Source organism: bacterium, assembly GCA_004322275.1.
GTDB lineage: Bacteria > Desulfobacterota > Deferrisomatia > Deferrisomatales > BM512 > SCTA01.
Genome location: SCTA01000032.1, coordinates 67,273 through 80,914 on the forward strand (window position 1 = coordinate 67,273; position 13,642 = coordinate 80,914).

General features: G+C 63.3%; 12 protein-coding genes. All 12 read left to right on the forward strand.

The features are described 5' to 3' along the window. Window positions 1-13 precede the first annotated feature (13 nt). The 12 genes from EPN96_09560 to aroA all read left to right on the forward strand — a co-directional run bounded on the left by EPN96_09560 (window position 14) and on the right by aroA (window position 13,544). Window positions 14-1,018 (forward strand): MoxR family ATPase, encoded by a 1,005-nt coding sequence (locus EPN96_09560; protein ID TAL16370.1) that lies wholly within the window; start codon window positions 14-16, stop codon window positions 1,016-1,018. After that, on the forward strand, window positions 1,011-1,913 hold the full coding sequence (locus tag EPN96_09565) for a DUF58 domain-containing protein (GenBank protein ID TAL16371.1): 903 nt from the start codon (window positions 1,011-1,013) through the stop codon (window positions 1,911-1,913). Before EPN96_09560 ends, EPN96_09565 begins: the two co-directional genes overlap by 8 nt. Continuing rightward, window positions 1,903-3,948 carry a hypothetical protein gene (locus tag EPN96_09570; protein TAL16372.1) on the forward strand — a complete coding sequence of 682 codons (2,046 nt, stop codon included), beginning with the start codon at window positions 1,903-1,905 and terminating at the stop codon, window positions 3,946-3,948. Before EPN96_09565 ends, EPN96_09570 begins: the two co-directional genes overlap by 11 nt. Next, the gene (locus tag EPN96_09575; protein ID TAL16373.1) at window positions 3,911-4,708 is read left to right on the forward strand and encodes a DUF4159 domain-containing protein; all 798 of its coding nucleotides are present in this window, start codon (window positions 3,911-3,913) and stop codon (window positions 4,706-4,708) included. The genes EPN96_09570 and EPN96_09575 overlap by 38 nt, the downstream gene beginning before the upstream one ends. Next, window positions 4,708-6,918 (forward strand): hypothetical protein, encoded by a 2,211-nt coding sequence (locus EPN96_09580; protein TAL16374.1) that lies wholly within the window; start codon window positions 4,708-4,710, stop codon window positions 6,916-6,918. Before EPN96_09575 ends, EPN96_09580 begins: the two co-directional genes overlap by 1 nt. 265 nt (window positions 6,919-7,183) lie before the next feature. After that, window positions 7,184-7,825: a site-2 protease family protein gene (locus tag EPN96_09585; GenBank protein TAL16375.1), complete on the forward strand. Its 642-nt coding sequence runs from the start codon at window positions 7,184-7,186 to the stop codon at window positions 7,823-7,825. Continuing rightward, entirely contained in the window at window positions 7,822-8,601 is a 780-nt protein-coding gene (locus EPN96_09590) for a segregation/condensation protein A (protein TAL16376.1), read from the forward strand. The genes EPN96_09585 and EPN96_09590 overlap by 4 nt, the downstream gene beginning before the upstream one ends. 2 nt (window positions 8,602-8,603) lie before the next feature. Next, window positions 8,604-9,239, forward strand: coding sequence for an SMC-Scp complex subunit ScpB (scpB, locus tag EPN96_09595; protein ID TAL16377.1), 636 nt, complete (start codon window positions 8,604-8,606; stop codon window positions 9,237-9,239). Further along, window positions 9,229-10,071: an rRNA pseudouridine synthase gene (locus EPN96_09600; GenBank protein TAL16378.1), complete on the forward strand. Its 843-nt coding sequence runs from the start codon at window positions 9,229-9,231 to the stop codon at window positions 10,069-10,071. Before scpB ends, EPN96_09600 begins: the two co-directional genes overlap by 11 nt. Continuing rightward, window positions 10,034-11,134: a prephenate dehydratase gene (gene pheA / locus EPN96_09605; protein ID TAL16379.1), complete on the forward strand. Its 1,101-nt coding sequence runs from the start codon at window positions 10,034-10,036 to the stop codon at window positions 11,132-11,134. The genes EPN96_09600 and pheA overlap by 38 nt, the downstream gene beginning before the upstream one ends. After that, window positions 11,131-12,252, forward strand: a complete 1,122-nt coding sequence (locus tag EPN96_09610) for a histidinol-phosphate transaminase (protein TAL16380.1) — start codon at window positions 11,131-11,133, stop codon at window positions 12,250-12,252. Before pheA ends, EPN96_09610 begins: the two co-directional genes overlap by 4 nt. Next, on the forward strand, window positions 12,252-13,544 hold the full coding sequence (gene aroA / locus EPN96_09615; GenBank protein ID TAL16381.1) for a 3-phosphoshikimate 1-carboxyvinyltransferase: 1,293 nt from the start codon (window positions 12,252-12,254) through the stop codon (window positions 13,542-13,544). Before EPN96_09610 ends, aroA begins: the two co-directional genes overlap by 1 nt. Window positions 13,545-13,642: the final 98 nt, after the last annotated feature.

Here is a 13,642-nt window from a genome sequence, read left to right on the forward strand (position 1 = left end):
TGAGGATAACCGGATGAACCGCAGCGAATCGACAGAAGTGGACGGAAAACTCGTTGCCGAGGCCGTAGAGGCCAGGGGGCGCGTCACTGCCGAGCTTTCAAAGGTCATAGTGGGGCAAAAAGAGGTGGTGGAGCTTCTCCTTATCTCGCTCTTTTCTCGCGGCCACGGGCTTTTCATAGGCGTTCCGGGGCTGGCGAAGACCCTTCTCATCCACACCCTCGCCGACGCTCTGGACCTGGGCTTCAACCGGGTGCAGTTCACTCCCGATCTGATGCCCTCCGACATCACCGGCACCGAGATTCTGGAGGAGGACCACGCTACCGGCAGGAGGGTCTTCAAGTTCGTCAAGGGGCCGATCTTCACCAACATTCTCCTCGCCGACGAGATAAACCGCACCTCGCCGAAGACTCAGGCCGCCCTCCTTCAGGCGATGCAGGAGTACAAGGTGAGCGCCGGGGGGACCGACCACAAACTCGATCTGCCCTTCCTCGTCTACGCCACCCAGAACCCGATAGAGCAAGAAGGAACCTACCCCCTTCCCGAAGCGCAACTCGACCGCTTCATGTTCTCCATAGAGGTCGGCTACCCCGACATGGCGGAGGAGATAGAGATAGTCAAAAAGACCACCTCCGGCTTGCCGCAGAGCGTCCAGAAGGTGCTCGGCCCCGGGGAGATAGCCCGCTTTCAGGAGGCCGTCCCGAAGATGCCGATAGCCGACAAGGCCGTCGAGTACGCGGTAAATCTCGTCCGGGCGACACGCCCCGGCGAGGGGGCGAGCGAAAAGGTAAGGGAGTGGGTGGCCTGGGGAGCGGGACCGCGCGCCGCGCAGCACCTCGTCCTCGGAGCCAAGGCCAGGGCGCTTCTGGACGGCCGCTACGCCGCAGGTCCCGAAGACGTGAAGGCTCTCCTCGCCCCGGTCCTGAGCCACAGAATAGTGCTCAATTTCCGCGCCGAGGCCCAGAACGTCCCGGTAGCGGAGGTCATCAAAGCCGTGATGGAGAAGACGCCGGTTGCTTGACAGGGAATCCCTTTACGACGCCGAGCTTCTGGCGGCCCTCTGCCGCTCGCCGCTTCCCGGCAGGCCGACGCCCTTTCCCGTGCGCGGCATCCACCGGAGCAGGCTTCGGGGGTCGAGCCTCGAATTTTCCGAGCATACGGAGTACATGCCCGGCGACGAGCTCCGCAGTCTCGACTGGCGGGTCTACGCCAAGTCCGACCGCTACTTCGTGCGCAGGTACGAGGATGAGCGGCTGGCCAAGACCCTTATCGTCGTGGATGCGAGCAGTTCGATGTCTTACGGCGGAACTTCGGGGACTTTGACGGGTTCCAAGTACCAGCTAGCCGCCAGAATCGCCGTCTCAATCTCCTCGGCGCTCCTGAGACAGGGCGACGCCGTGGGCCTTTGCGTAACGGGCGCCGAGCCCTTCTTCATCCCGCCGAGGGGAGGGATGGCGCAGCTCGATTCGCTTCTGGACGTGCTTGCGTCCACGGTCCCCGCCGGGAGCGCGGGAAAGGACACCCTCCTGGCGTACTGCGCCGAGCGGCTTCCCAAGCCCTCCGCGCTGGTCTGGGTGGGCGACCTTCTGGACGAGGGCGACGAGACCCTCTCCTCCTTCGTCACCCTGAAGGCGAGGGGGATTTATCCCCGCATCGTCCATCTCCTGCACCCGGACGAAACCGGCCTTCCCTTCGAGAATTCCACAAGATTCGAGGACCTAGAAAGCGCCTCCTTCCTCGTCGCCGATCCGGCGGCGCTCCGGAAAGCCTACGCGGAGGAGCTGAGAGCGTTCGTGCGCGAGCTCTCAGGACGCGCTCACGAGGCCGGGCTCCCCTACGTTTTCCTGCGGGACATCGAAGAGGCGAGGCGCTTTTTGCCGGCGGCGCTCAAAAGGCAGGACAGCCGTGCCCTTTAGCTGGCTTCGCCCCGAACTGCTCTTCGGCTTCGCCGCCCTCGCCGCGCCGGTGCTCATACACCTCCTCGGCAGGAAGCGAAAGAGGGTGATAAAGATCGCCACCCTTCGCTTTCTGGAGAAGGCGATGGCGAAATCGGCGGCGAGGTGGCGGTTGCGAAGACTCCTGCTCCTCCTCTCCAGAATCGCCGTGATGGGGCTTTTGGCGGCGCTCTTCGCCGGGCCGGGGTGCGAAACGGCGGGTGCGGGCTCCTCGGCGAGGCGCGTCATAATCATGGACGTGTCGCGCTCAATGCTGGCGAAGGAAAACGGGGAAAGTTCTCTCGGCAGGGCAGTCGCGGAGGCGGAGAAGATCGTCCGCTCCTCCACGCAGTCCGCCCGTCTCGCCATAATCACGACGGCCAGGGCCAAAGAGGGCGACGAGGTCGATTCCTTTACCGATCCCGCCGGGGCGCTGGGGCGGATTGAGTCTCTGGTTCCGGCCGACGATGACGCGGGGCTCGCCGGGGCGCTGGAGCGGGGCGCGGCGCTTGCCGCTTCCGGCGGAGGGGCGGAGATTGTCGTCCTCACCGACATGCAGCGAAACGCCTGGAGGAGCATCGGGAGCGCGGAGAATTTGCGCGCGCCGGTGACAGTTATCGACGTGGGCGGGAAGAATCCCAAAAACGGCTGGATTGACGAGGTTGTCCAGAGGGGCGACGAGCTTTCGGTGACCCTCGGCTCCAGCGGCGAGGGGACTCCTCCGGAGCGCACGGTAAGGCTCCGGACGGGTTCGGGTACGGAGCTGACCGCCTTCGTCGAAAACGGAAAGGCGCTCTTTCGCCCGGAGATAAAGGAATCCCTGGAGGTTGTGGAGGTGTTTTCGGAGCCCGGCGGAGACCTGGAAACCGACGACTCCCTTCCCTTCGTCGCCGCCTCGGGGGGCTCCACGAAGGTTCTTCTGATAAACGGGGACCCGAGGGGGTTCGAGCTGCTGGACGAGACGGTCTTCCTAAGGAGGGCTCTGGGCTCGGGCGGAAAGATGGAGGGGCGTTTCGACCTTCGGCAGGTGCGCCTGCCGGAGCTCGCCGAGCGCGATCTTGAAGACATCGACGTGGCGTGGCTCGCAAACCCCGGCGCTATTACCGAGGCGGCGGCCAGCCTGATTCTCACCAGGGTTCGCTCAGGCATGGGGCTCATCGTCAGCGCGGGGGATTCGCTAAAGGACCCTTCCTCTCCCGGCGGACTAGCTTCTCTCCTTGCCGCGCCGATTCGGGACGTAGCCGTATCAGGCGGCGCGGGAAAGCTGCGCCCCCCCTATCAGGAGATGGACAGGCAGGGGTTTTCGGGGGCGCTCGAACCCTTCGGCGAGGGCGAACTTTCCCTCATCGCCGGAGCGCACACCAGAAAGTACTGGCTGCTGGAGGTCGGAGCGGGCAGCGGGACCAACGTGCTGGCCAGACTTCTGGATCAGGCCCCCCTCGTGGTCGAGCGCGGTGAAGGCAAGGGCAGGCTGGTCACCGTGGCGGCCTCCGTGGATCGCGACTGGTCGGACCTTTGCCTCAAGCCCCAGTTCCTTCCCTTCGTGGACAAGCTCCTCCTCTACGCGGGCGGGCGGCTGCGAAGAGAGGTTCCGCCCTACCTCGTCATAGGACAGGGGAGCCTTTCTCCCCTCCGCGAGCCGGTGACTGTGGTCGCTCCGTCCGGCGGTAAGACCTCTCTGGTTCCGGGGGGCTCCGACTTCATCCCGGCCGAAGCCGGGGCGCACCTCGTCGAAAGCGGCGGCCGCGCGGTGGCGGGTTTCGTAGCCCGCATCGACCCCGCCGAATCGGACCTTGAAAAAATCTCCCCCGAGGAGCTTGAAAAGGCGGCCGGTACGGCAAGTATCACCATCGGCGAGGGAGGAGCGGGCAAGGCTGCGGGCCGAAGGGATGTCTCGGCGATTGTCGCCATTCTCCTCCTGCTGGCGCTGATCTTCGAGGCTCTTCTGTCGGGCCGCTGGCAGAGCGGGAAGCGTGGCGATGCCTTCGACTTCGCGGGAAGGGGCAGCGATGGATAGGCCGATAACGCGGCGGCAGTTCCTCTTCTCGATGGGTTACGGCGCTCTGGCCTTCGCGGGGATGGGCGGGCGCGAGGAGCCGGTGCAGTCCCGCCCTTACTTCCAGTGGGCGCAGCTTCGCTATCCCGGAGCGTGGGACCCCAGTCCCAACGGGGTTTCGCGCTTCATGGCGGAGCTTCGCAAACGCACCAGCATAGAGGCGGGCGTGAGGAAGATAGAGGTCGAGGCTGGGGACGAGAGCCTTTTCAACCTGCCCTTCCTCTGCATAGCCGGGCGCGGCGATTTTCCCGACCCCGGAGAGCAGGCGGCGCTCTGGCTTCGCCGCTTCGTGGAGCACGGCGGCTTCGTGCTCTTCGACGACGCCACCGGCATCGAAAACTCCGGCTTCGCTCGGGGCGTCGAAAAGTGGCTCGAAAAAGCCTTTCCCGGCGAGACCTTGAAGCCCCTTCCGGCGGATCACACCGTCTACCAGAGCTTTTACCTCCTCACAGGGGCTCCCGGTCGCAAGATAGTCCGGCCGGTGCTCACCGGCATCGAGAGGGAGAACCTGACCCCGGTAATCTTCACCCATAACGACCTTGCGGGGGCGTGGGACGGCGACCCGCTCGGCGGCTACGCGAACCCCTGCATTCCCGGAGGAGAGCGTCAGCGCGAGCTGGCGATACGGCTGGGGGTTAACCTCGCCATGTACGCCCTCACGGGCAATTACAAAAAGGATCAGGTTCACATCCCCTTCATCCTCAAGCGGAGAAAGCGCTGATGGCGGGCTGGGAATTTCTCGGCGCGAGTTTTACCGGCGTCGCTCTGGCCTTCGCGGCGCTTGGCCTCGCCGTGTTTTCGGGGTTTACCTCCTCGCGCGGTTTTCCGCCGGGTCAAAGGGTTCTGCTCATTGCCATCCGCTCGCTCGCCGTCCTCCTCGCTGTGATAGCAGTGATGCGGCCCGCCCGCCACACCGACCTCACGAGGATAAAGCGAGCCCCCCTCGCGGTGGTCATCGACGACTCCGCCAGCATGGGGCTTGGGCAAAACCCCCTTTCGGCCTCCGCTCTGGACTGGCTGGGGAAGAACGAAAGCGGCCTTTCGGAACTTGAGCCCTGGTACGCCGTCGAGCGCTTCACCCTCGGCGACCCGCCCCCCGCGCTGCCGAAGGAAGCTAAATTCGGCCCGGAAGGTTTCGCGAAGCAGGAATCTCCCCTTTCGGCGACCCTGCTGGGCGTCGCGCGCTCGCGGCCCGGCATCGCCGGTATAATTCTCCTCACCGATGGCAGGGAGAACCGCGCAAGAGACACCGAACCCCCGGATATTTCCATACCCGTCTACCCGGTAGGCCTCAGCGGGGGAGATGTCAGGGACGTATGGATAGAGGGGGTGGACACCCCGCCGGTCGCCTTCATCAGAACCCCGGCGGAGGTCCGCGTCCGCATCGGCCTTTCGGGGTTGAAGCCGGGAAAGACCAGCCTCTCCCTCTATGAGGGCTCTACCCTCCTCGAATCGACGCAGGTGGAACTGAAAGAGGGCATAAACGAGGCGAAAGTCGTTTTTGGCCCAAAGAGGACGGGGAGGAAGGCCTACAGGCTCGAACTCTCGCCCGTTCCCGGCGAGGATTCGGCGGAGAACAACAGCGCCCAGTTTTCCGTGGGGGTCATCCGCGACAAGACGAGGGTGCTTCTGGTGGCCGGAACCCCCACCTGGGACGTGAAATTCCTGCGCGACAGGTTTAACGCCGACCCCTCGGTGGACCTGATAACTTTTTTGATCCTCAGAACCCCGCGCGACCTGTCGATGGTTCCCGAAAGCGAGCTTTCGCTCATTCCCTTCCCCACGCAGGAGCTTTTCGAGAAGGAACTCCACACCTTCGACGCGGTGATTTACGCCAATTTCGATTACGGCCCCTACGCGCCGCCTCAGTACCTCGAAAACATCGTAAAGTTCGTGCGGGAGGACGGAGGCGGCTTCGCGATGCTCGGCGGCGACCGCTCCTTCGGACTCGGAGGGTACGAAGGGACGAAGCTGACAGAGATACTGCCGGTGGAACTTGGCGGAGCCCTCGGGGGCTCCCTCCTGCGGTACGGGCCCTTCCGCCCCCGTCTGACGAAGGCGGGGAGCGCCCACCCGATCTTCCAGTGGGACCCGGACCCCGAGAAGAACCGCGAACTCTGGAACTCCCTCCCCGAGCTCGACGGCCAGAACTGGTCGCTGCGGGCTAGCGGCGGGGGAGTAGTCCTCGCCGAAAACCCGCAGGCGCAAAACGAATACGGCCCGATGCCGCTCATAGTAATCGGAGAGTACGGCGAGGGGAGGACGATGGCGGTGCTGACCGATTCCCTCTGGCGCTGGAAGCTGCCCTACGCGGCGCGCGGCGGCGACGAGGCGGTCTACCGGGATTTCTGGTCGAGCTCGCTGCGGTGGCTGATGCACGACCCCGACATGGAGCTCCTTCGCCTCCTCGCCCCCGTCTCCACGCTGCGGGAAGGAAACGGCCTCACCCTTCGCGCCAGGGTCCTCGACGCCGAATACCAGCCCGCCGCGGGGGCGGAGGTCACGGGAAAGCTGACCGGAGAGAAGGGAGAGAGCTTTGAACTCGTCTTTAGCGAAGAAGCGCCCGGGGAATACGTCGCGAAGGAGATACCGCTGAAGGCGAGGGGCATCTACCGGGTGGAGGCTCAGGCGAAAAAGGGGGCGATGGTTCTCGGGCGCGACGAGCTGGCTTTCCCGGTAGGTCCCGCCAGCCCCGAGCCCCAGAGGGTCGGCCTCGACAAAGAGTACCTTGAGAAGCTGGCGAAAAAGAGCGGCGGCCGGGTGCTCCGGGGCGACGAGGAAGGGCTTTTCAAAGCCCTCAGGGAAGATGGCGAGAAGCGCCTCGAAGTCGTTGGCAAGAAGGTGGAGGAGCCGTGGGCTAACTGGATGGTGATGTTGCTGGCTTTGTCGCTTTTCGCGCTGGACTGGACTTTGCGCAGGCTCTACGAGTAGCCCCGGCAATCTCTTTCGGCGAAGGGCGGTGTCGTTTCTCGGGCGCGGGTCTTGGCGTAGTGACGCTACTGCCTTCGACCGCGCGCCCTGCGGACTCCTTGCCCTTCACCGAAATAGATTGCCGAGAGGGTAACGTTAGTTTCTTGTGTCGCCTTGCACTGCAATTGCCGTGGCTCAAGAGACACTGTATTACTTTTCTTGACCTTTTAGACCCGATTGCTAACAATAACAAATTACCCCGGTTAACCGATGAACGAGGTCTGAAATGCTCTTTTTCGAGTCGCCCCAGGAGGCGATTCTCTGGATATTCTCCTTTCTGCTGGCGCTGACGGTTCACGAGGCGTCCCACTCCCTCGCGGCGGATTCCTTCGGGGATCCCACGCCGAGAGTGATGGGGAGGCTTACCCTCAACCCCTTCGCGCACCTGGACCTCATCGGCGCGATATTTTTTCTCGTCGTCGGGCTGGGCTGGGCGAAGCCGGTGCCGGTCAACCCGCGCTACTTTAGCCACCCGCGCCGCGACGAGTTTCTGGTGAGCTTCGCCGGTCCGGCCTCGAACCTCACGCTGGCCCTTCTGATGGCGGGGCTCTGGCGCTTTCTGGTCTCGATAGCCCCGGCGGTGCCGGAGGCGGGAGCCGCCCAGACGCCGCTTGTCTTCTTTCTCGGGGTGTCGCTCATCTCGGTGAAGGTTAACATCGGCCTCGCCCTCTTCAACCTGATACCGATACCGCCCCTGGACGGAAGCGGCATGGTCTCGGCGCTCCTCCCCGCGAGGCTGGAGATGGAATACCGGAGGATAGGGCAGTACGGCTTTATAATCCTCTTCGCGCTGATCTTCTTTCGGGCCTTCGACAGGGTGCTCTTCCCGCTGGTGAACAAGCTGACGGGGGTGATGATCGGGCTATGAGCGAGACCGATGGGCGTCAGCTTCTCCTCTTCGGGGAAGACAACACCTATCTGGTGCGCCTCGAAGGTTTCGAGGGGCCGCTCGAACTGCTTTTGCACCTCATCAGGAAGCACAAGTACGATATCTACGACATACCCATCGCGGCGATACTGGTCGAGTACCTCGCGGTAATAGAGGCCCTTCAGGAGTTCGACATCGACCTCGCCGGAGAGTTTCTGGTGATGGCGGCGACGCTGGCGCAGATAAAATCGAGGATGCTCCTTCCCCGCCCGGCCTTGCCCGAGGAGGAGGAAGAGGGCGGCGACCCGAGGGCCGAACTGGTCCGAAGGCTTCTCGATTACGAGCGGTTCCGCGAGGCGGCGCTCGGCCTCGCCGGGCAGCCGCTGCTCGGCCGGGACGTGTTCCTCCGGCCGCAGAATCAGGAGGAGAAGAAGGCGCTCCGGCCCGAGCCTCCGATAGAGACCAACCTCTACAGCCTTCTCGTCGCCTTCAGGGAGGTGCTGAGGGACGCGCCGGAGGAATTCATCCACGAGGTCAGCCGCGACCGGATGACGACGCAGGAGGCGATGACGGAACTTCTCGACAGATTCCGCCTCCTGGGGGACGGCGAATCGATAGAGTTTCACGAGCTTTTTTCCGGCCCGCCGAGAAGGGACCGTATCGTCGCCCTCTTCATGGGGCTTCTGGAGCTGGTAAAGATGAGCGCCATAAAGATATGGCAGCCGGTGGCTTTCGGAGAAATAAGAATTATGGCCGTCAGCATAGAGGAAGATTAGTAATGGAGCGGACGGCGCTTATCCGCGCTATCGAAGCTGTAATCTTCGTCTCTTCCGAGCCGGTGGAGACAAAGAGGCTCCTTGAGGTCTTTGAGCCCGAAGAGGTTTCGGCGAGCGAGCTCATGGACGCCCTCGACAGCCTGCGGCGCGATTTCGTGGGCAGGGGGACAGAGCTTTGCGAAGTGAGCGGGGGGTGGCAGTTTCGCACCTCTCCGGATGTGGCCGATTACGTGGCGAGGCTCGACATGCCGCGCCCCTCAAGACTTTCGCAGGCTTCGCTGGAGACCATCGCGATAATAGCCTACCGCCAGCCCGTCACCCGCACCGACATAGAGGAGGTGCGCGGGGTGGACAGCGGCGCGGTGGTGAGGACTCTGATGGAAAAGGGGCTGGTGCGCGTCGTGGGGAAGAAGGACGTTCCCGGCAGGCCGATGCTGCTCGGCACAACGAGAAAATTCCTGGAGGTCTTCGGACTCTCCTCCCTGACCGATCTGCCGACCCTGCGGGAGATCGAGGAGCTTACCCAAGCAGCGGAAGACGGCGCTTCGCCCTCTTCCCAGCCGTCCCTCTCTTTTGGCGGGGCGGAACCGAGACCCAGAGAAATACCTGAACTCCCAATGGATGAAAATGACTCTTGAAAGATTGCAAAAAGTGCTCGCCCACAGGGGCGTTGCCTCCCGCCGCGCCTCGGAGGAGCTTATCACCTCCGGCAAGGTGAAGGTGAACGGCGTCGTCGTCACCGAACTCGGCACGAAGGTGGACGAGGACAAGGACCGGATCGAGGTCGAAGGGCTGGAGATAACCGCCGCCCCGGAAGAGCCCATCGTCATCGCCCTCAACAAGCCCAAAGGCTACGTAACCACCGTGAGCGACCCGCACGCCGAGCACACCGTCATGGAGCTTGTGGAGATTCCCGGCCGCCGCGTCTACCCTGTCGGCAGGCTCGACAAGGATACGCGCGGGCTCCTCCTCTTCACCGACGACGGCGACCTCGCCCACAAGCTGACCCACCCCTCCCACGGCATCGAAAAGACCTACCGGGTGAACGCCTGGGGCGAAATAGGCCCCGAGGAGATGAAGCAGCTGGCCTCCGGAGTCGAGATCGAGGAGGGGAAGACGGCCCCGGCGAAGATAGAAAACGTCCGCATCGAGGGCAAGAAGATCCGCTTCACGATAACGATACGCGAGGGCAAGAAGCGGCAGATACGAAAGATGGTGATAGCCGTCGGCGGAAGGGTCTCGGAACTTACCCGCACCTTCTTCGCTGGAATACCCCTTGGCGACATACCCGAGGGAGCCTGGAGGATTCTTACCCGCAGGGAGGTCGCCGTCCTCAAAAGGCTGGCCTCGGCGACGGTGGACAAGAAGCGCACCGCCCGGACCGCGCCGGGAAGAAAACCGGCTGCGAAGACCTCAATTTCGGAGAACAAAGATGGCGACCGGCGACGACAAACTAAAAAACAAGCTTAGCAAGCTTCGCCGGAAGATCGACGAAGTTGACGGGAAGCTTCTCGAACTCCTCAACGAACGCGCAAAAGTCGCGGTCGAGGTGGGCGAGGCAAAAAAGGCGAAGGGGGGTTCCTTCTACGCTCCCTCCCGCGAAGACGATATCGTGAGGAGCCTGCAGGAGAAAAATCCCGGCCCCTTCCCCTCTTCGGCGATCCGCCCGGTGTGGAAGGAGATTATCTCCGCCTCCCTTTCGCTGGAGCAGCCTCTCACCGTGGCTTATCTGGGGCCGCAGGCCTCCTTCACCCATCAGGCGTGCCGCAAGCACTTCGGCCTGAGCGCCCTTTACCTGCCGGTGCGCTCGATTTCCGAGGTCTTCGACTTCGTGGAAAAGGGCAAGGCCGATTTCGGGGTTATTCCCGTCGAGAACACCACCGAGGGCGCTGTCAGCAACACCCTCGACCGCTTCCTCGACTCCGAAACCAAGATCGTCGGCGAGGTGATGCTGCGCATAAGCCTCAACCTGATGAACAAGACCGGAAAGAAGAGCGACATCCACAAGGTCTACTCCCATCCCCACGCCCTCCCCCAGTGCAGGGAGTGGCTTGAGGCGAACCTTCCCGAGGTGCCCACCCTCGAAGCCTCCTCGACGGCGCAGGCGGCGCTTATGGCGGCGGAAGACCCCTCGGTGGCGGCGGTGGCGGGCCAGCTCGCGGGAGAGCTCTACGGCCTCGAAACGGTGGAGGCGAAGATAGAGGACAACCCCAACAACTTCACCCGCTTTCTGGTCATCGGCAAGGAGATACCGGAGGCGGGCTCGTGCAACAAGACCTCGCTTCTCTTCGCGATAAAAGACCAGGCGGGGGCGCTCTACCACATGCTCCAGCCCTTCGACGAGAACGGGATAAACCTGACGAAGATCGAATCGCGCCCGATGAAGCGGAAGGCCTGGGAGTACGTCTTTTTTCTCGACTGCGAGGGCCATGTGAACGATCCCGCCCTCCGGAGGGCCATAGAGGGGCTTTCAAAGGTCTGCCAGTTCGTAAAGGTGCTCGGTTCCTACCCCTGCGGGGAGAAGCCCGAATGAGCGTGGAAAAAGCGAGGTTTCAGGCGCTGGTCTCCCCGACGGTGCTTGACCTTCGGCCCTACAGGCCGGGAAAGCCGATAGAGGAACTGAAGCGCGAGAAGGGGCTGTCCCGGATAATCAAGATGGCCAGCAACGAAAACCCCCTCGGCCCCTCCCCGAAGGCGGTTGAGAGACTGCGCGAGTGCGCGGGCGGGATGAACCTCTACCCCGACGGCTACGGCTACGAGCTCAAGAAGGCGCTCTCAGGAAAATTCGGCGTGAAACCCGAGGAGATAGCCCTCGGGAACGGCTCCAGCGAGATAATAGAGATGACCGTCCGCCTCTTTTGCGGGCCGGGCAAAAAGGCCGTCGTCGCGAGCCCCTCCTTTAGCATCTATCACATCACCGTGAAGGCGCAGGGAGGCGAGGTGGTCGAAGTCCCCCTCAAGGACCACGCGGTGGACCTCGGGGCGATTCTCGAAGCGGTAGACGCGAACACCTCTTTGGTTATCCTCGGCAATCCCAACAACCCCACCGGCACGGTCTTCGGCGGCGAGGAATGGAAGCGCTTTTTCGAGAGGTTGCCGGAGAACGTGGCAATCCTTCTCGACGAGGCTTACGCGGAGTTCGCGGATAGTGAAGATTTCCCGAACGGATTGGAATACATCCGGAAGGGAAAGCCTTTAATCGTGGCGCGGACCTTCTCCAAGGCTTACGGCCTCGCGGGGCTCCGCATCGGCTATGGTTTCGCCGACGCCGAGATTATCGACTACATGAACCGCCTGCGCCTTCCCTTCAACGCCAACCTCGCGGCGCAGGAGGCGGCGCGGGCCGCCCTCTCCGACGAGGAATTTCTGGCGAAATCCCTTTCCGTCAATTCCGCCGGAAGAAAGGCCCTCTACGAGTTTTTCGAGGCCGAAGGTGTCGAGTACATAAAGAGCGAGGCCAATTTCATGATGGCGAAGGTGGGCGACGGCGATTCCTTCTTTTCGGCGATGCTCGACGAGGGAGTCATAATACGCTCCGCCAGCGGGTTCGGAGCGCCGGAATGGATACGGGTGAGCATTGGGCTCCCCGAAGAGATTGAGATATTCAAGAAGGCTTTTTTGCGGGTCAAGGCCCGCCTGGGGAAGGTGTGATGGCAAGCCAGACCATTCTCGCGGGAGGGCCGCTGAAAGGGACGGTCACCGTTCCGGGCGACAAGTCGATCTCCCACCGTTCCCTTATGTTTTCCGCTCTTGCCGAGGGAGTTTCGACGATAACCGGCCTCCAGAAGGGGCTGGACGTGAAGGCCACGCGCCAGTGTTTCGAGGCGCTGGGCGTAAAGGTCTTTGAGGAGGGCGGCGTCCTGAAGGTCGAAGGCAGGGGGATCGGCGGCCTCTCGGAGCCGACAGATATTCTCGACTGCCTCAACTCCGGCACCACCATGCGCCTCATGGCCGGGGTGCTGGCGGGTCACTCCTTCCTCTCCGTCCTCACCGGCGACAGACACCTTCGGAAGCGCCCGATGGCGCGCATCCTCGACCCCCTGCGCGAGATGGGCGCTCTGGCCCTCGGCAGGGAAGAGGATACCAAGGCCCCGCTCGTCATACGCGGCGGGTCTCTTCGCGCCCTGGAATGGACCACCCCGGTGGCAAGCGCGCAGGTAAAGAGCGCCGTGCTCCTCGCGGGTCTCCACGCACGCGGGACGACCTGGGTTATCGAGCCGAGTCCCACCCGCGACCACACCGAGAGGATGCTGGGCGGGATGGGAGCGACGATTCTCCGGGAGGGAGCGGGAAAGGTCGGCATAGCAGGGCGTCCGAAACTCAGGCCCATAGAGATAGAGGTTCCCGGCGACCCCTCTTCGGCTGCCTTCTGGGCCAGCGCCGCCCTCATGGTTCCAGGCTCCGATCTGACCGTCAAAGCCATCTCCATGAACGAGGGCCGGACCGGTTTTTTCAGGATTTTAAAGAGGATGGGAGCCGACCTTGAAATGACCCTGACCGGCGACGCGGCCGGAGAGCCGGTGGGCGATCTTCGCGTGAGGTATTCAAAGCTCAGGGGCGTCGAGGTCTCACCGGAAGAGGTTCCCTCCGCCATAGACGAGTTTCCCGTACTCGGCGCGATTGCGGCGATAGCCGAAGGCGAAACGGTGGTCACCGGCGCGGAGGAGCTTCGCTTCAAGGAATCAGACAGAATCGACGCCCTCGCCGGAGAGCTGCGCAAGGCCGGGGTGAAGGTCGATACCTTCCGCGACGGGCTTCGCATAACCGGTGGCGGCAAGCTGAACTCAGCCGCCTTCGACTCCCACGGCGACCACCGCCTCGCGATGAGCGCGGCGATACTCTCCCTCGCCCTTCCGGGCGGCGGCGTCGTCGAAGGGGCCGAGGCGGCGGAGGTCTCCTACCCGGAGTTTTTCAAAACCCTGAGCGGGCTTTCCTCTCGCTGATAATGAATCCGGCACATCCTTTTTGCCCCCGGCGTCGTCATGTCCTCGCTCAAGGCCTCGACGTAGCGCTGCTACCGTCTCGGCCTGTCGCTGTGGGA

Excerpts from the sequence above, each read along its gene's own strand:
- EPN96_09560 (TAL16370.1), top strand. The coding sequence starts at position 14 with ATGAACCGCAGCGAATCGACAGAAGTGGACGGAAAACTCGTTGCCGAG.
- EPN96_09575 (TAL16373.1), top strand. The coding sequence starts at position 3,911 with ATGCCTTCGACTTCGCGGGAAGGGGCAGCGATGGATAGGCCGATAACG.
- EPN96_09580 (TAL16374.1), top strand. The coding sequence starts at position 4,708 with ATGGCGGGCTGGGAATTTCTCGGCGCGAGTTTTACCGGCGTCGCTCTG.
- EPN96_09585 (TAL16375.1), top strand. The coding sequence starts at position 7,184 with ATGCTCTTTTTCGAGTCGCCCCAGGAGGCGATTCTCTGGATATTCTCC.
- EPN96_09590 (TAL16376.1), top strand. The coding sequence starts at position 7,822 with ATGAGCGAGACCGATGGGCGTCAGCTTCTCCTCTTCGGGGAAGACAAC.
- scpB (TAL16377.1), top strand. The coding sequence starts at position 8,604 with ATGGAGCGGACGGCGCTTATCCGCGCTATCGAAGCTGTAATCTTCGTC.
- EPN96_09600 (TAL16378.1), top strand. The coding sequence starts at position 9,229 with ATGACTCTTGAAAGATTGCAAAAAGTGCTCGCCCACAGGGGCGTTGCC.
- pheA (TAL16379.1), top strand. The coding sequence starts at position 10,034 with ATGGCGACCGGCGACGACAAACTAAAAAACAAGCTTAGCAAGCTTCGC.
- EPN96_09610 (TAL16380.1), top strand. The coding sequence starts at position 11,131 with ATGAGCGTGGAAAAAGCGAGGTTTCAGGCGCTGGTCTCCCCGACGGTG.
- aroA (TAL16381.1), top strand. The coding sequence starts at position 12,252 with ATGGCAAGCCAGACCATTCTCGCGGGAGGGCCGCTGAAAGGGACGGTC.